At 60.6% G+C, this 15,430-nt stretch carries 16 protein-coding genes and 2 tRNA genes; 12 read left to right on the plus strand and 6 right to left on the minus strand.

All coding sequences use genetic code 11. The features are described from left to right. Window positions 1-66: 66 nt before the first annotated feature. Window positions 67-1,350 carry an NAD(P)/FAD-dependent oxidoreductase gene (locus ACF8E5_RS04015; RefSeq protein ID WP_392474937.1) on the minus strand — a complete coding sequence of 428 codons (1,284 nt, stop codon included), beginning with the start codon at window positions 1,348-1,350 and terminating at the stop codon, window positions 67-69. 199 nt (window positions 1,351-1,549) lie between these two features. Here ACF8E5_RS04015 and ACF8E5_RS04020 point away from each other — a divergent pair. From ACF8E5_RS04020 to ACF8E5_RS04030, 3 genes are all read left to right on the plus strand, one after another. Beyond that, a tRNA-Val gene (locus ACF8E5_RS04020) sits at window positions 1,550-1,626 on the plus strand. Window positions 1,627-1,784: 158 nt separating this feature from the next. Continuing rightward, window positions 1,785-1,861 (plus strand) — tRNA-Val (locus ACF8E5_RS04025). A 133-nt stretch (window positions 1,862-1,994) separates the two neighbouring features. After that, the gene (locus tag ACF8E5_RS04030; protein WP_392474938.1) at window positions 1,995-2,564 is read left to right on the plus strand and encodes an SPOR domain-containing protein; all 570 of its coding nucleotides are present in this window, start codon (window positions 1,995-1,997) and stop codon (window positions 2,562-2,564) included. Window positions 2,565-2,582: 18 nt separating this feature from the next. Here the strand turns inward: ACF8E5_RS04030 and ACF8E5_RS04035 are convergent, their stop codons facing one another. Together ACF8E5_RS04035 and ACF8E5_RS04040 are read right to left on the minus strand one after the other, a co-directional pair. Further along, window positions 2,583-3,272 carry an endonuclease gene (locus ACF8E5_RS04035; RefSeq protein ID WP_058603355.1) on the minus strand — a complete coding sequence of 230 codons (690 nt, stop codon included), beginning with the start codon at window positions 3,270-3,272 and terminating at the stop codon, window positions 2,583-2,585. Window positions 3,273-3,278: 6 nt separating this feature from the next. Further along, window positions 3,279-3,524: a DUF1654 domain-containing protein gene (locus ACF8E5_RS04040; protein WP_196125767.1), complete on the minus strand. Its 246-nt coding sequence runs from the start codon at window positions 3,522-3,524 to the stop codon at window positions 3,279-3,281. Between the two features lie 266 nt (window positions 3,525-3,790). Here ACF8E5_RS04040 and ACF8E5_RS04045 point away from each other — a divergent pair, with 266 nt between their 5' ends. Next, complete coding sequence (locus ACF8E5_RS04045; RefSeq protein ID WP_326383606.1) at window positions 3,791-5,833, plus strand: TonB-dependent receptor; 2,043 nt, start codon at window positions 3,791-3,793, stop codon at window positions 5,831-5,833. A 48-nt stretch (window positions 5,834-5,881) separates the two neighbouring features. On the opposite strand, the gene ACF8E5_RS04050 is transcribed toward ACF8E5_RS04045, so the two are convergent. Beyond that, window positions 5,882-6,970, minus strand: a complete 1,089-nt coding sequence (locus tag ACF8E5_RS04050; RefSeq protein WP_058603352.1) for an asparaginase — start codon at window positions 6,968-6,970, stop codon at window positions 5,882-5,884. Window positions 6,971-7,344: 374 nt separating this feature from the next. Between ACF8E5_RS04050 and ACF8E5_RS04055 the strand changes: the two genes are divergently transcribed. The 7 genes from ACF8E5_RS04055 to ACF8E5_RS04085 are packed head-to-tail and all read left to right on the plus strand — an operon-like array spanning window position 7,345 to window position 14,260. Then, entirely contained in the window at window positions 7,345-8,304 is a 960-nt protein-coding gene (locus tag ACF8E5_RS04055) for a sugar ABC transporter substrate-binding protein (RefSeq protein WP_392474939.1), read from the plus strand. Between the two features lie 20 nt (window positions 8,305-8,324). Then, complete coding sequence (locus ACF8E5_RS04060) at window positions 8,325-9,878, plus strand: sugar ABC transporter ATP-binding protein (protein ID WP_392474940.1); 1,554 nt, start codon at window positions 8,325-8,327, stop codon at window positions 9,876-9,878. Next, entirely contained in the window at window positions 9,875-10,870 is a 996-nt protein-coding gene (locus ACF8E5_RS04065; protein WP_058603349.1) for an ABC transporter permease, read from the plus strand. The genes ACF8E5_RS04060 and ACF8E5_RS04065 overlap by 4 nt, the downstream gene beginning before the upstream one ends. Window positions 10,871-10,873: 3 nt before the next feature. Beyond that, window positions 10,874-11,896 (plus strand): LacI family DNA-binding transcriptional regulator, encoded by a 1,023-nt coding sequence (locus ACF8E5_RS04070; RefSeq protein WP_078478397.1) that lies wholly within the window; start codon window positions 10,874-10,876, stop codon window positions 11,894-11,896. 9 nt (window positions 11,897-11,905) lie between these two features. Beyond that, window positions 11,906-12,814, plus strand: a complete 909-nt coding sequence (rbsK, locus tag ACF8E5_RS04075; protein WP_058637788.1) for a ribokinase — start codon at window positions 11,906-11,908, stop codon at window positions 12,812-12,814. Then, a complete protein-coding gene (gene rbsD / locus ACF8E5_RS04080; RefSeq protein WP_392474941.1) occupies window positions 12,811-13,209 on the plus strand; it encodes a D-ribose pyranase in 399 nt (132 codons plus the stop codon). Before rbsK ends, rbsD begins: the two co-directional genes overlap by 4 nt. Before the next feature lie 49 nt (window positions 13,210-13,258). Next, the gene (locus tag ACF8E5_RS04085; protein WP_058637786.1) at window positions 13,259-14,260 is read left to right on the plus strand and encodes a nucleoside hydrolase; all 1,002 of its coding nucleotides are present in this window, start codon (window positions 13,259-13,261) and stop codon (window positions 14,258-14,260) included. On the opposite strand, the gene ACF8E5_RS04090 is transcribed toward ACF8E5_RS04085, so the two are convergent. Beyond that, on the minus strand, window positions 14,232-14,444 hold the full coding sequence (locus tag ACF8E5_RS04090; protein ID WP_058637785.1) for a hypothetical protein: 213 nt from the start codon (window positions 14,442-14,444) through the stop codon (window positions 14,232-14,234). The genes ACF8E5_RS04085 and ACF8E5_RS04090 overlap by 29 nt on opposite strands. Window positions 14,445-14,703: 259 nt before the next feature. On the opposite strand from ACF8E5_RS04090, the gene ACF8E5_RS04095 reads away from it, so the two are divergent. Then, a complete protein-coding gene (locus ACF8E5_RS04095; RefSeq protein ID WP_058637784.1) occupies window positions 14,704-15,024 on the plus strand; it encodes an I78 family peptidase inhibitor in 321 nt (106 codons plus the stop codon). A 106-nt stretch (window positions 15,025-15,130) separates the two neighbouring features. Here the strand turns inward: ACF8E5_RS04095 and ACF8E5_RS04100 are convergent, their stop codons facing one another. Further along, on the minus strand, window positions 15,131-15,343 hold the full coding sequence (locus ACF8E5_RS04100) for a cold-shock protein (protein ID WP_038413369.1): 213 nt from the start codon (window positions 15,341-15,343) through the stop codon (window positions 15,131-15,133). Between the last annotated feature and the right edge of the window lie 87 nt (window positions 15,344-15,430).

A 15,430-nucleotide genomic window follows, 5' to 3' on the forward strand; every position in this document is an offset into this window, starting at 1 on the left:
CCCAGCGATATCGAATGAACAGCATCACGCCAAGTGGCAGCCCTTTACGGGCTGCCATGCCTTAGCTCAGAAGCCCAGGCGGTCACGCAGGCTGTAGTACCAAGCGCCCAAGGCACTGAAAGGCACGCGCAGCATCTGACCGCCCGGGAACGGGTAGTGCGGCAGCCCGGCAAAGGCATCGAACCGCTCCGCCTGGCCACGCATCGCCTCGGCCAGGACTTTGCCTGCCAGGTGGGTATAGGTGACCCCGTGGCCCGAACACCCCTGGGAGTAATAGATGTTGTCACCGATCCGGCCTACTTGTGGCAGGCGCGACAACGTCAGCAGGAAGTTGCCGGTCCAGGCGTAATCGATCTTGACGTTCTTCAGCTGCGGGAAGGCCTTGAGCATCTTCGGACGGATGATCGCCTCGATGTTGGCCGGGTCCCGTGCCCCATATACTACGCCGCCACCAAAGATCAGGCGCTTGTCACTGGTCAGGCGATAGTAGTCGAGCAGGTAATTGCAGTCTTCGACGCAGTAGTCCTGCGGCAGCAAGGTACGCGCCAGTTCATCGCCCAAGGGTTCGGTCGTGATGACCTGCGTACCGCAGGGCATGGACTTGGCGGCAAGCTCTGGGACCAAGTTGCCCAGGTAGGCGTTGCCCGCCACGATGATGAACTTGGCGCGCACTTTGCCCTGTGGGGTATGCACGACCGGGTTGGCGCCACGCTCGATGCGCACGGCCGGGGTTTGCTCATAGATGGTACCACCCAGCGATTCGACGGCAGCAGCTTCGCCGAGGGCCAGGTTGAGCGGATGGATATGACCGCCGCTCATGTCGAGCATGCCGCCGATATAGTTGTCGCAGGCCACCACTTCGCGGATGCGCTGTCGATCCATGAGCTCCAGCTGGTTGTGGCCGAAACGTTCCCATAGGCGCTTTTGCGATTCCAGGTGACCCATCTGTTTGCTGGTCAGTGCAGCGAAAACGCCACCATCCTTGAGGTCGCACTGGATGTTGTACTTGGCCACCCGCTCGCGGATGATGCGCCCGCCCTCGAAGGCCATTTCGCCCAGCAGCTGCGCCTGGCGGGCACCCACGGTGCGCTCGATGACATCGATGTCGCGGCTGTAGCTGTTGACGATCTGGCCACCGTTGCGGCCCGATGCGCCGAAACCAACTTTGGCTGCTTCGACGACGCTGACCTTGAAGCCGTTTTCCAACAGGAACAGGGCACTGGACAAGCCGGTGTAGCCTGCGCCGATGATGCAGACATCGGTTTGCACCTCACCCTGCAGCGCCGGACGTGGCGGCACCGGGTTGGCCGAGGCGGCGTAGTAGGACTGGGGGTAGGGGGTGTTAGCCATGCTGCAGAACCTCGTGTTTTATATTTTTAACGAATGTAGCGATGCTATCAATAATAATAAACACCCGCTAGTCATCCACTGAAAATCATGAACACCGCCTGCGTCTGGTGCTTCTTTATAAAGAGTTTGCAATTCAGTGAGTTAGCGCAAAAAAAACTGTTGACACGCTTTTGTAATTACGTAGAATGCGCACCACGACAGGCACATAGCTCAGTTGGTTAGAGCACCACCTTGACATGGTGGGGGTCGTTGGTTCGAGTCCAATTGTGCCTACCAAATCAAAGAAGGGTGATCCGAAAGGGTCACCCTTCTTGCGTTTGGCGTGGGAAAGTTTGGCATGGCTCCCGTCCGAGCCGTGTTCGAAAGTTTCTGATTTATATCGAAAAAAAGCTTTACAGGTGCTTAGCAGATCTCTAATATGCGCACCACACGACAGGCACATAGCTCAGTTGGTTAGAGCACCACCTTGACATGGTGGGGGTCGTTGGTTCGAGTCCAATTGTGCCTACCAAATCCCAAAAAGGGCGATCAGAAATGGTCGCCCTTTTTGCATGTCTGCTTGAATCAGCGTGTAACCTTTGGCCGCAGTCCGGTTCATGGCCTCGCGTGGTAGAATCCGCCTCTTCCAACCTGGAGGTAGACGCGTGCGCAAACTGGCGGTGGTAATGGCAGTACTGGCCCTGGCGGGGTGTGACAACGAGGTGGAGGGCGTGCACAGGCGTGTGGCCGAATACCTGCAAAACCCCAAGACCGCCAAGTTCGGTAACGTGCGCATTGATACCCAGGGTACGATCTGCGGTCAGGTGCGTGGTAAGGACGATGCCGGCCAATACCAGGCCTACCGCAGTTATGTGGCCATCAAACGCGACGGTCAGTACGAAATCATTGTCGACGACAATGGCAATAACCTGCGTATCCGAGAGCTGTGCGGGGGTGCCGAATTGCAGCGCCGTGCGCAGGCGCTCGAAGGTGAGCCCGCGCCAGAGGGATGGGACGTCGAAGTCATCCAGGGCGCCAACATGGGTGCACTGAGCGACATGACCGCGCGTCTGATCGAGAAGGGCATACCGTCTTCGGTGGAGTACCGGGACGGCAAGCCTGTGGTCCTGCTGGGGCCATTTCCGACCCGGGAGCAGGCGCAGGCCCGTCGCGATGAAGTCATGGCCAAGCTTGGCACCGATTCAGTGGTCATCCAGCACGGCGCAGCCCGCTAAGCGCTCGTAGCCGGTCGATCAGCTACACGCCTTGAGGTCGACCGGTCCCACGAACTCATTGCCGCGCCCCATCAGGCACCCAACCCGCTGGTTGCGTTGATATTCCCAAGGCTGCGGCGGATACGTCTTGTTCCACGCCTCGAATAGCTGACGGTCCTGCCTGGAGAGGCGCAAATTGTATTGCTTGCTCATATAGAAGTAGGTGCGTGCAATCATGCCGCGGATCGAAGGCCGCGGCATGACCTTTCTGGCCTTGAAGTCCACTTGGGTTAGGCACTTGCCGTATTGCCCGCGTTGCTCTGGCAGCCAGCCGAAGCTGTAGTTGCTGCGGTCGCCGTTGACCTCTCCCACGCTTGGCACCAGGTTGTGCAGATCGGCTTCGGCGCGTTTGTATACCTCGTCGTGCTGCGAGCAGGCCTTGCGACCGCCGCTTTGCCAACATTGGCGCAGATGGCCGATTTGCCAGGCCGGCACGATGTGTTCCCACTCGATGCGTGAAGCGCGTTGGGCATTCTTGCGTGGTGTATACCCACATGAAGCCATATCGACTTTGTTGCCGTTGTATTTGCAACCGCAATAGAACTCGGTGGATTGTGGTGCGTAGAGTTGCCTGGCGACCTTCTTGGCCTCCTGGAACGTACGGGGCGCATCGGCATGGGCAAGCGGAGCCATCAGCAGGCAGGCAGCTGCAATAAGCGAAACTCTCATGCGCGGTCAGTCTTCCTTGGGCACAGTCCAGAAAATCTGTACGCCGCCATCGTCACGGTGGGCGAGGGTGACATTGTCATTTTCGGCAATCTCGGCCAGCAACGTGTCCCAGTCCTCCGGTGTTTCCTGTTCCAGGCGAAAGATCAAAGCCGCCCGGCTGCGCTGGGCAATGGGGTTGTTGATGATTTTCTGGATGCGCATGCCCAATTGTTGGTAGCTGGCAGGTGAGGGCGAGGAGATAGACACAGGCATTTCCTTGTTTTGCTGTATGCACGTACAGTATTTCACTGTAAGGGATTTCGCAACAGCTTGAAGGGAAAGTTCTGCGGCTCGTCCTCGTCATGTTCGCGATCCAGGCCAAGGTCTGCTGTAATAGCGGCACTTTCCGGAAATTGCTCATGTATCGATTGGTCTTACGCCTTACCTCTTCCACACACCTCGCTTTGCTGTTTGTCGGTGGTGTTACTGCTCACACTGAGGCCTGGGCCGACCCGTCGACCGCGATCGTTATCGATCCGATGGTCGTCACCGGCGCCTACGCCCCTACCAGCAGCTTCGACCTACCGTTTTCGGTGGACACGGTCGACCTGTCCAATGGCACGGATGGCCAACTTGGCGTCAACTTGTCAGAGGTCCTGACCAAAGTCCCTGGCCTCGTAGTACAGAATCGCCAGAACTATGCCCAGGACCTGCAGATATCGTCACGTGGCTTTGGTGCTCGCTCTGCGTTCGGCGTACGCGGTATCAAGCTGCTCAGCGATGGTATCCCCGCCAGCACCCCAGACGGACAGGGTCAGGCAGCCACGCTGAACCTGGATGTGGCCGACCGCATCGAGGTACTGCGTGGCCCGGCCGCTACGCTGTATGGCAGCAACGCTGGCGGTGTCATCCAGATGTTCAGCCGTGATGGGGAAGGGCCGGCTCGCCTTGGTGCCGAAACAACATTTGGCAGCGATGGCTTCAGCAAGCATCACCTGTCGGCGCAAGGGGGCAACGAGATCGGTGGTTTCGTGCTGGATGCTTCGCGTATGGACACCGATGGTTACCGTGACCATAGCGCGGCCAAGCGCGACCAGACGTTCGCCAAGGTGCACATCAAGCCGGACGCCGATTCACGCCTGGCGCTGATTTATAGCAGCCTGGAACAGAACAACACGCAAGACCCGCTGGGTCAGCTTTGGTCCAGCTACAAGCACGACCCACGTTCGGTCGCTGATGGCGCAAGGGCCTACAACACGCGCAAGAGTATCGACCACCAACAGGTGGGCATGAACTACGAACGCTACGTTGGCGACGCTACCCTTCAGTTCAATCTCTACGCAGGGCGCCGGAGCGTGGTGCAGTACCTGTCGATTCCTCGGCCGGACAGTTTCAACAGACAGCGTGAAGCTGGTTTGAGTGGTTCTGAGCGCGACTCCAACAGTCAGCGCGGTGGCGGTGTGGTCGATTTTGACCGCGAGTTTCACGGCGGTACGCTGCGCTGGATTCAGCCGGTACTGGCCGTGCCTGGGCATTTCACGTTCACCGTGGGTGCCGACTACGACCAGAGTACGGATGACCGCAGGGGCTACCAGAACTTCCGTGGCGACCAACTTGGGGTCAAGGGCGAGCTCAAGCGCGACGAGAAAGACATCGCTACCAGCCTCGACCCGTATGTGCAGGCGCGCTGGGAAATTGGCAACTGGACCAGCGAGCTGGGTGTGCGCTACAGCACTATGAAGATGAAGGTCGATGACCACTATCTGGAAAACGGTGACGCCAGCGGTGCCAAGCGGTATCAGCAGGCCAACCCGACGCTGTCTGTGATGTATGCCTTCACGCCTGATCTGCGTGGCTACGCCAGCCTAGGAAAGGGCTTCGAAACGCCTACACAGGCCGAAATGGCCTATGCGCCAGGCCTGCAGGAAAGCTTCAACTTCGGGCTGGAACCTGCCACCAGCAAGCAATATGAGCTAGGGGTGAAATATCGCCTGGGCGCCGCCACGCGGCTGAACGCAGCCCTGTTCGAGATCCGTACGGATAACGAAATCGTGGTCGATAATGCCACCAACGGTCGCACCAGTTACCACAATGCCGGGCAGACCGTGCGCCGTGGTTTCGAAGCCAGCTTACAGAGCGACCTTGCCGAGCGCTGGCAGACCACTTGGGTGTACACCCATACCGACGCTCGCTATGCCGACGACTTCAAGCAAGGCGGACAAGTCATCGACAGTGGCAACCGCTTGCCAGGTGTGCCGCGAGACAACCTGTATGCAGAAGTGGTGTGGAAACCCACCACGTCGGTCAGCATGGGGTTCGAGGGGCAGTACCGCAGCAAGGTGTTCGTTGAGGACAGCAACCAGCAGAAAGCTGCGCCTGCCTATGCTGTGTTCAACTGGCGCACGCGCTTCGAGCAACAGGTCGGCCCTTGGACGTTCCATCAGCTGGTGCGCCTGGACAACCTGTTCGACCGTCAGTACGTGGGTTCGGTGATTGTCGGTGACAGCAACAAACGCTATTACGAGGCAGCCCCGGGGCGTTCATGGTACGCCGGTGCTGGCTTGGAATATCAGTTCAGATAGGGTGCCTGGTAACGCTGAAGCCGATGATCGGCTCCAGCGTTGATGGGATCAGTATTCCCAGAAAATCCGCTGCAGCTCCTTGCTGTCCTGGGTCTTGGTCATGGCGACCATGGCCAGGATGCGCGCTTTCTGCGGGTTCAGGTCATGGGCCACTACCCAATCGTTCTTGTCGTCAGGCTGTTCGGCGTTGCGCAGCACGAAACCGCCCTGGTTGACGTGGGAAGAGCGAATGATCTGCACGCCGTTCTTGCGCAGCTCCTGCAGTGCAGGCACCACGCGCGAAGACACCGAACCGTTGCCGGTACCTGCGTGAATCAGCGCCTTGGCGCCGTTCTGTGCCAACGCCTTGTAGGCGGTATCGGTCACGTTCCCGTAGCCATAGGCAATGTCCACCTGAGGCAGGCTGCTTATCTGCTTGATGTCGAATTCCGAGTCCAGGGTGTGGCGCTTGGCTGGCAGGCGGAACCAGTAGGACTTGCCTTCCACGACCATGCCCATCGGGCCCCAAGCGCTCTTGAAGGCCTCGGTCTTGATGTTCACGGACTTGCTGACGTCACGGCCCGACTGGATTTCATCATTGAGCGTCACCAGCACGCCCTTGCCACGCGACTGCTTGTCGCTGGCGACGGCGACGGCGTTGTACAGGTTGAGCATGCCGTCTGCCGACATGGCGGTGCCGGGGCGCATGGAGCCGACGACCACGATAGGCTTGTCGGTTTTCTCGACCAAGTTCAGGAAGTAGGCGGTTTCTTCCAAGGTATCGGTACCGTGGGTGATGACGATGCCATCCACGTCCTTGCTGTCGGCCAGCTCAGCCACCCGCTTGCCCAGCTTGAGCAGATCGTCGTTAGAGATGCTCTCGGAGGCGATCTGCATGACCTGTTCGCCACGCACGTTGGCCAGGTCTGCCAGTTCAGGCACGCCGGCGATCAGTTTGTCGACGCCCAACTTGGCGGCCTGGTAAGTAGCGCTATTGGCGGCGCTGGCACCGGCCCCGGCAATCGTGCCGCCGGTTGCCAGGATGACCACGTTGGCGAGCTTTTGCTGGGTCTTGGCTTGATCGGCCGAAACCGTAGCGGGCAGGATCAGCAGCAGGGCGAGTGCGCTGGGGGCAAAGGATTTCAGTGCGGCATTCATCGTTTTTGTGCTCTCTTCCTAATGAGATGATTTTTAGTGCGTCGCGCAGTCGCTAAGGCATGTTCCGTACCAGATCGCCAATAGCCTCTGTAACAACTCGTGACATAGCGTTTGGGCAGGCTCAACCCTACCTCGTGCGTGATGAGGGTGACGTCTTGTTAGGCGGTCGAATGACGTGCGCAATCAGGGTCGGAAGTATTTCATTCGAAAACCCGAATATTTGTAGGAAAACGTGTTCGGTTATCCGGAAATTTACGGATAATCTTGCCCGGGAGTCAGCTGAGCGTATTTGACAAACGCTTGGCGCGTTCGCATAGTTACTCAGCGCAAACGTTTGCTTTCCGACAAAAAAACAAGATTCGGAGTCATCGCCCATGAAACTGCCGTTCCCAGGCCGCTTGCTGGCCGTCGCTGTTCTTTCGTCCTTGTCCATCGCCATGCCATTTTCGGCGGCTCATGCCGAAGACAAGCCCAAGGTGGCGTTGGTCATGAAATCATTGGCCAATGAGTTTTTCCGCACCATGGAAGACGGTGCCAAGGCCTACCAGCAAACCCACGCAGGCGAATTCGACCTGGTTGCCAACGGCATCAAGAACGAGACCGACACAGGCGAGCAGATCCGCATCGTCGAGCAGATGGTCAACGCCGGTGCCAAGGCGCTGGTGATCGCGCCGGCAGACTCCAAAGCCTTGGTCTCAGCTGTGAAAAAAGCGATGGACAAGGGTGTGGTGGTAATCAACATCGACAACCGACTTGACCCCGAGCTGCTCAAGAGTAAAGGCATCAGCGTACCCTTTGTAGGCCCTGACAACCGCAAGGGCGCGCGCCTGGTGGGCGAATACTTGGCCACGGAAAAACTCAAGGCGGGCGATCAGGTGGGCATCATCGAAGGCGTGCCGACCACCACCAATGCCCAGCAGCGTACCGCAGGCTTCAAGGATGCGATGGGCGCTGCACAGATCAAGATCGTCTCCACGCAGAGCGGCAACTGGGAAATCGACAAAGGCAATGCCGTCGCCGCGTCCATGCTTAACGAATACCCCGATCTCAAGGCATTGCTGGCAGGCAACGACAGCATGGCCCTGGGTGCGGTCTCGGCGGTGCGCGCGGCTGGCAAGGCTGGCCAGGTGCAGGTGGTCGGTTACGATAACATCAATGCCATCAAACCCATGATTGCCGACGGCCGCGTACTGGCCACGCTTGATCAGGCAGCCAGTCAGCAAGCCGTTTTCGGTATCCAGGCCGCGCTGAAAATGGTCAAGGGCGAGAAGCCGGATGTGGATGCCGATAACGTCATCCAGACCCCGGTCGAACTGATCACGAAGCAACCTTGATGCTGCCAGGAGACACGGCGATGTCCGCATCGGTCCATGATGTGGTCCTGGCTGCCCGCGGCCTCGGCAAGACGTACGCCCAGCCGGTGCTGGGCGAGGTGAGCCTGGAGCTGCGTGCCGGCGAGGTGCTGGCCTTGACCGGCGAAAACGGCGCTGGCAAGAGCACCTTGTCCAAGTTGATCAGCGGCCTGGAAACCCCCACTGCCGGGCACATGCTCTACCGCGGGCAGGCCTATGCGCCGGCCAGTCGCCGCGAGGCCGAGCGCCTCGGCGTGCGCATGGTGATGCAGGAATTGAACCTCCTACCCACCCTGACCGTCGCAGAGAATCTGTTCCTGGACAACCTGCCCAGCCGCTTCGGCTGGATCAGCCAGAAGCGCCTGCGCCAGATGGCTGTCGATGCCATGGCCCAGGTGGGGCTGGAGGCCATTGACCCCGATACCCCGGTCGGAGAGTTGGGCATCGGTCACCAGCAAATGGTCGAGATTGCCCGCAACCTGATCGGAGATTGCCACGTGCTGATCTTCGATGAGCCCACCGCCATGCTGACCGCACGCGAGGTGGAATTGCTGTTCACCCAGATCGAGCGCTTGCGCGCCCGGGGGGTGGCTATCATCTATATCTCCCACCGGCTCGAAGAACTGCAGCGCGTCGCTCAGCGTATCGTCGTGCTGCGCGATGGCAGGCTGGTATGCGACGAACCGATCCAGCGCTACAGCAGCGCCGAGTTGGTCAACCTGATGGTTGGGCGTGAACTGGGCGAACACATCGATCTGGGCCGCTGCTCGGTAGGTGGTCCACTGCTCAGGGTGGACAAGCTCAGCCGGGGCGAGAAGGTGCGGGAGGTATCCTTTGAAGTCCGTGCTGGGGAGATCTTCGGTATCTCCGGGCTGATCGGCGCGGGCCGTACAGAGCTTCTGCGGTTGATCTACGGCGCCGACCGCGCCGACAGCGGTAGCATTGCCCTGGGCCAGCCGCCGCTGCCCGTCACCATCGATTCGCCAAAGTCCGCCGTCAACGCGGGTATTGCCCTGATCACCGAAGATCGCAAAGGCGAAGGCCTGCTGTTGAGCCAGTCGATCAGCGCCAACATCGCCTTGGGCAACCTGGGTGCGGTGTCGCGGGCTGGCGTCCTGGACCGCCAAGCCGAACGCGACTTGGCCGAGCGGCAAATACAGGCCATGCGCATTCGCAGTGCCGGCGCTGATCAAGTGGTCGGCGAGCTGTCTGGTGGTAATCAGCAGAAGGTGGTGATCGGCCGCTGGCTCGAGCGCGATTGCCGGGTCTTGCTGTTCGACGAGCCTACGCGCGGCATCGATGTCGGTGCCAAGTTCGACATCTACGGTTTGCTCGCCGAACTCGCTCGGCAGGGCAAGGCCCTGGTCGTGGTCTCCAGCGATCTGCGCGAGTTGATGCTGATCTGCGACCGCATTGCGGTCTTGTCTGCCGGTCGGTTGATCGACACCTTCGAACGTGACCACTGGACCCAGGACCAGTTGCTGGCGGCAGCCTTCGCCGGCTATCAGAAACGTGACGCACTGCTGCACCCTGCAGCCCCCAGGATGGACGCATGAAAACCACACCGCTCGAAAACCAAAGCGCTGCCCCGGCACGCCGCAGCGGCACCTACTTGGGCCTTGGTACTTACCTGGGGCTGGCCGGCGCCTTGCTGGCGATGATCGTGCTGTTCTCGATGCTGAGCAGCCATTTCTGGTCATACGGTACGTTCAGTACCCTGGCCAACCAGATACCTGACTTGATGGTATTGGCCGTGGGCATGACGTTCGTGCTGATCATCGGCGGCATCGACCTGTCGGTCGGTTCGGTGCTGGCCCTGGCCGCATCGACAGTCAGCGTTGCGATTCTTGGCTGGGGCTGGAGCATCGTGCCGGCTGCACTGCTGGGCATGGCGGTGGCCGCATTGGCTGGCAGCGTTACCGGCGTCGTCACCGTGGCCTGGCGCATCCCTTCGTTCATCGTCTCGTTGGGCGTGCTGGAAATGGCCCGCGGCCTGGCCTACCAGTTCACCGATTCGCGCACGGCCTACATCGGCGATGCCTATGCCTGGTTCTCCAACCCGATAGCCTTCGGTATATCACCCGCGTTCATCATCGCCTTGCTGGTGATCGTAATCGCTCACCTGGTGCTCACCCGTACCGTATTCGGGCGCTACCTGATCGGGATCGGCACCAATGAAGAAGCCGTGCGCCTGGCTGGTATCGACCCGCGCCCCTACAAGGTACTGGTCTTCGCCCTGATGGGGCTGCTGGCTGGCCTGGCTGCGTTGTTTCAGGTGTCGCGCCTGGAGGCGGCCGACCCCAATGCGGGCTCCGGCCTGGAGTTGCAGGTGATTGCCGCCGTCGTGATCGGCGGTACCAGCCTGATGGGTGGGCGTGGCTCGGTCATCAGCACCTTTTTTGGCGTGCTCATCATTTCCGTGCTGGCAGCGGGCCTTGCGCAGATCGGTGCCAGCGAGCCAACCAAACGCATCATTACCGGCGCTGTGATCGTCATTGCCGTGGTGCTCGACACTTATCGCAGCCGGCGCGCAGCCCGGCGGAACTGAACCATGGCAACCATCAAAGACGTCGCGGCCCTGGCGGGGATTTCTTACACCACCGTGTCCCACGTGTTGAACAAAACGCGGCCGGTGAGCGAGCCTGTTCGGCTCAAAGTCGAGGCCGCCATACGGGAGCTTGACTACGTGCCCAGCGCCGTCGCGCGGTCGCTCAAGGCACGCAGCACGGCCACCATCGGCTTGCTTGTGCCCAATAGCGTCAACCCCTATTTCGCCGAGCTGGCCCGCGGCATTGAAGACGCGTGCGAGCGCAATGGCTATTGCGTGATCCTGTGCAATTCCGACGACGACCCTCAAAAGCAGCGTAATTACCTGCGGGTGCTGTTGGAAAAGCGCATCGATGGGCTGGTGGTCGGGTCGGTAGGGCAGGATGACGACTTGTTGCAAAGCCTGGCAGAGGTGCGCACACCCATGGTCATCGTGGACCGAGAGCTCGAAGGCGTCGATGCCGATCTGGTGCGGATCGATCATGAGCTGGGCGCCTACCTGGCTACGCGCCATCTGTTGGAGCTTGGCCATCGGGATATCGCCTACATCGGTGGGCCAGCAGAAACCGGGGTGACGCAGATGCGCCTGGGCGGTTTTCGTCGAGCCTTGGCCGAGGCGGGCGTCACCGTGGCCCCTGAGCGTGTGCGCCATTGTGACTTCACCAGCCCAGGCGGTCACGCTGCAGCTGCCGAGCTGCTGGCAGGGCCGCGGCCGACGGCCATTTTTGCGGGCAACGACATGATCGGGTTCGGCGTATTGCGCGCAGCGGCCGAGCGCCACATCGACGTGCCGGGTGCGCTGTCGGTGATCGGCTTCGACGACATCGAGCTGAGCCGCTACGTCTACCCACCCTTGACCACTGTGGGGCAGTCCATCCGCGAGCTTGGCGAGAGCGCTGCGGCGCTGCTGCTGGCGCGTATCGCTCAGCCTCGCAATAGCTCGGCGCAGCAGCGCATCGTCACCCCGCGCATCGTGTTGCGCGAGTCCACCGGGCCGCGCCCGGATCTGTTCAACGATTACCGCTAAGGAAACCGCATGAGTGCCAAGGTCGTGGTAGTCGGCAGCCTCAACATGGACCTGGTAGCGCGCGCTCAGCGCCTGCCACGGCCTGGCGAGACATTGGCCGGCGATACCTTCTTCACCGCTGCCGGAGGCAAGGGTGCCAACCAGGCCGTGGCGGTCGCGCGGCTGGGCGCCAGCGCGGCAATGATCGGCTGCGTCGGCGACGACGCCTACGGTTTGCAATTGCGCAATGCCCTGGAAGTGGAAGGCATTGACTGTCAGGGCGTGGTCACCTGCGCCGGCGTGTCCACGGGGGTGGCGATGATCACCGTCGACGCGGCCAGCCAGAACTGCATCGTCATTGTGCCTGGGGGCAATGGGTTGCTGGTACCCGACGCCGTAGCGCGCTTCGACGGCTTGCTGCAGGCGGCGCAGGTGATCATCTGCCAACTTGAAGTGCCATTGCCTACCGTGGCCTGGACCTTGGCCAGAGGCCGTCAGCTCGGCAAACGGGTGATACTCAACCCAGCGCCAGCAACAGGGCCGCTGCCCGCCGAATGGTTCAACCATGTCGACTACCTCACGCCCAACGAAAGCGAGGCCGAGGCGTTGACCGGTGTTGCCGTGCATGATCAGGCCAGCGCTTTACTGGCAGGCACGCGCCTGCTCGCGCTGGGAGCTGGCAAAGTGATCATTACCCTCGGCGCCCAAGGTGCCTTGCTGATCACGCCCGATGGCCACCAGCATTATCCGGCACCCGTGGTAAAAGCCTTGGACACCACCGCTGCAGGGGACACCTTCATCGGAGGCTTTGCGGCGGGGTTGGTGCAGGGCCTGGAGGAGGGCGAGGCAATCCGCTTCGGGCAACGGGCGGCTGCCCTGTCGGTGACCCGGGCCGGCGCGCAACCTTCCATCCCCAGGCTCGCGGAGCTGCTGCCATGAAGAAGACGCCGCTGCTGAACATTGCACTGTCTCGGGCCATTGCCAGCATGGGCCATGGCGACATCCTGATCATCGGCGATGCCGGGTTGCCCGTACCGCACGGCGTGGAGCTGATCGACTTGGCTGTCATCCCAGGGCTGCCTGACTTTGCCAGTGTGCTGCGGTGCGTCCTGAGCGAGCTGCAGGTCGAGCGGCACGTGCTGGCTGAAGAGATACAAACCGTGGAGCCGCCGGCGTTTGCAGAAATCGAGCGCCTGAGCGACACGCTGGGCGAGCGTGAATACATGCCCCACGAAGCGTTCAAGATGCTGTCGCGCAAGGCCCGGGCCATGGTGCGCACGGGCGAGTGCCAGCCTTACAGCAACATCGCCCTGGTGTCCGGTGTAACCTTCTGACACCGACGGTCCTTACTCGATATCCACTGGCAACAGGAGTGCCCTCGTCATGCTAAAACCCCTGCTTCAAGGACTCGCACTCATGGCTGCAGCGTCTGCCATACAAGCGGCACCTATCGACCTGATCATCGACACCGATCCGGGGGCTGACGATCTGGTGGCCCTGTTCCTGGCCATGGCCTCGCCTGATGAGCTGAAAATTCGTGCCATCACGACAGTCGCCGGCAATGTGCGCCTGGAGAAGACCGCACGTAACGCTCGCCTAGCCCGTGAGTGGGCCGGTCGCGAGGATGTCCCGGTATACGCCGGTGCGGGTCGCCCCTTGGTGCGCGCCCCGATCTACGCGGCTGAAGTGCACGGCGAAGAAGGCGTCACCGGGGTTGAAGTGCATGAACCCAAGCAGCCTTTGGCGAGCGGCAACGCTGTTCAGTACCTGGTCGACACCCTAGGTGCGGCGCCGCCACACAGCGTGACCCTGGCCATGCTCGGTCCGCAGACCAACCTGGCCCTGGCCTTGATACAGCGCCCGGAGATCGCTCAGGGCATCAAGGAAGTGGTGGTGATGGGCGGGGCTCACTTTAACGGTGGCAACATCACGCCTGTGGCCGAGTTCAACCTGTATGCCGACCCGCACGCGGCCGCTGTGGTGCTGGCAAGTGGCGTGCCGTTGACCTACCTGCCCCTGGATGTGACCCATAAGCTGTTGACCAGCGAAGCACGGCTCAAGCAACTGGCTGGCGTCAATACGCAGGCCAGCAAGCGTGTGGTGGATATCCTCAATGCCTACATCACCCATGACATGGCGTTGTACGGGATGCCCGGCGGCCCGGTGCATGACGCCAGCGTCATTGCCTATCTGCTCAGACCCCAGCAGTTCAGCGGCCGGCGCATTCACATGTCAATCGATACCCGCGAGGGCCCTACCTTCGGCCAGACCGTGGCTGATTGGTACGGGGTGCTCAAGCAACCGGCCAATGTCATGTGGGTGGAGGAGGGGGATGCTCAGGGGCTGTTCGACCTGCTCAGCGAGCGGTTGGCGCGTTTAAAGTAGCAGGGCGTGGTGCATACCGTTCGACCACCTGGTCGATGAAGCCGCGCGCTGCTTCTGCGCCGCGGTCACGTACCAGGAGGTCGATGGCGATCAGCAGCAGCTCCTCCGGGGTGCTGGGGCTATAGGCGCTCTGGCCCTCGGCCCATTTGACCTTGATGTCGGCATCGATGCTGTGGGTGCTCATGAAAAGCTCTCGCTTGCGGCGCGGGATGAAAGAACGAATGACCAAACCGGGTATTCGTAGCAGGCACTATGCCTTCACTTCTTAAAGTAAATCATGACTTTGCAGGCCAAACCAAGCGGCGTGTGGGCCGAATGGTAAAATTCGGTCACGATTGTCTTCCCCCATCAGCCGCCGGGATGGTGCAGACTTGGCGAGTTTTGCAACGAATTTAGGGTGGGGCTGTCGGATCAGGCAGTTCCCAAATGATCTAGGAGGCTTAATGTTACGTACCCGTGCTTATCTGGCGACCCTGGCGGTGGCTGCTGTCCTGGCAGGCTGCAGCACTGGTGGCGACTCCAGTGGCGGTCAAGTGCCTGAGGCACCTGCGGGCGATGATGGTCGCTGCCAGGCCAGCGGCGCTGATTTTGCAGTGGGCAAGATGGGTAGTGCAGAGCTGCTGGAGCAGGCCCGCAAGGCGAGCGGCTCGCAAATGGCGCGCATACTCAAACCCCACGATGTGGTCACCCTGGAATACCGCTCGGAGCGGCTGAACTTGAATGTCGATGAGCAAGGGCGTGTAACACGCGTTAACTGCGGCTAAGATTTGCCTCGCGTATGGAGGGCATCAGTGCCCTGTGCGCGTTGAGCTGTCAAAGCCAACTCAAAAAAACCCGCCACGGGGGCGGGTTTTTTTACGGCTGTCCGAATTACTCCGGACGAACCTGCGCAGCCTGCATGCCCTTCTGGCCGCGCTCGGCGACGAAGGAAACAGTTTGGCCTTCTTTCAGGCTCTTGAATCCGTCAGATTCGATGGCTTTGAAGTGAACGAACAGGTCGTCGCCGCCGCCTTGTGGAGTGATGAAGCCATAGCCTTTTTCATCATTGAACCATTTGACGGTGCCGGTTTGGCGATTGGACATGGGTGAATCTCCAGAACATTTAGTATTTTCGGTGGTGCAATGCGGCCAAAGCTACGGAGCACCGGTACATCATAGTCTAATTCTGCA

It is taken from the genome of Pseudomonas sp. WSY_20, assembly GCF_043104335.1.
GTDB classification, from domain to species: Bacteria; Pseudomonadota; Gammaproteobacteria; order Pseudomonadales; family Pseudomonadaceae; genus Aquipseudomonas; species Aquipseudomonas parafulva_B.

Excerpts from the sequence above, each read along its gene's own strand:
- ACF8E5_RS04015 (WP_392474937.1), bottom strand. The coding sequence starts at position 1,350 with ATGGCTAACACCCCCTACCCCCAGTCCTACTACGCCGCCTCGGCCAAC.
- ACF8E5_RS04035 (WP_058603355.1), bottom strand. The coding sequence starts at position 3,272 with ATGAGAGTTTCGCTTATTGCAGCTGCCTGCCTGCTGATGGCTCCGCTT.
- ACF8E5_RS04040 (WP_196125767.1), bottom strand. The coding sequence starts at position 3,524 with ATGCCTGTGTCTATCTCCTCGCCCTCACCTGCCAGCTACCAACAATTG.
- ACF8E5_RS04045 (WP_326383606.1), top strand. The coding sequence starts at position 3,791 with ATGGTCGTCACCGGCGCCTACGCCCCTACCAGCAGCTTCGACCTACCG.
- ACF8E5_RS04050 (WP_058603352.1), bottom strand. The coding sequence starts at position 6,970 with ATGAATGCCGCACTGAAATCCTTTGCCCCCAGCGCACTCGCCCTGCTG.
- ACF8E5_RS04055 (WP_392474939.1), top strand. The coding sequence starts at position 7,345 with ATGAAACTGCCGTTCCCAGGCCGCTTGCTGGCCGTCGCTGTTCTTTCG.
- ACF8E5_RS04060 (WP_392474940.1), top strand. The coding sequence starts at position 8,325 with ATGTCCGCATCGGTCCATGATGTGGTCCTGGCTGCCCGCGGCCTCGGC.
- ACF8E5_RS04065 (WP_058603349.1), top strand. The coding sequence starts at position 9,875 with ATGAAAACCACACCGCTCGAAAACCAAAGCGCTGCCCCGGCACGCCGC.
- ACF8E5_RS04070 (WP_078478397.1), top strand. The coding sequence starts at position 10,874 with ATGGCAACCATCAAAGACGTCGCGGCCCTGGCGGGGATTTCTTACACC.
- rbsK (WP_058637788.1), top strand. The coding sequence starts at position 11,906 with ATGAGTGCCAAGGTCGTGGTAGTCGGCAGCCTCAACATGGACCTGGTA.
- rbsD (WP_392474941.1), top strand. The coding sequence starts at position 12,811 with ATGAAGAAGACGCCGCTGCTGAACATTGCACTGTCTCGGGCCATTGCC.
- ACF8E5_RS04085 (WP_058637786.1), top strand. The coding sequence starts at position 13,259 with ATGCTAAAACCCCTGCTTCAAGGACTCGCACTCATGGCTGCAGCGTCT.
- ACF8E5_RS04090 (WP_058637785.1), bottom strand. The coding sequence starts at position 14,444 with ATGAGCACCCACAGCATCGATGCCGACATCAAGGTCAAATGGGCCGAG.
- ACF8E5_RS04095 (WP_058637784.1), top strand. The coding sequence starts at position 14,704 with ATGTTACGTACCCGTGCTTATCTGGCGACCCTGGCGGTGGCTGCTGTC.
- ACF8E5_RS04100 (WP_038413369.1), bottom strand. The coding sequence starts at position 15,343 with ATGTCCAATCGCCAAACCGGCACCGTCAAATGGTTCAATGATGAAAAA.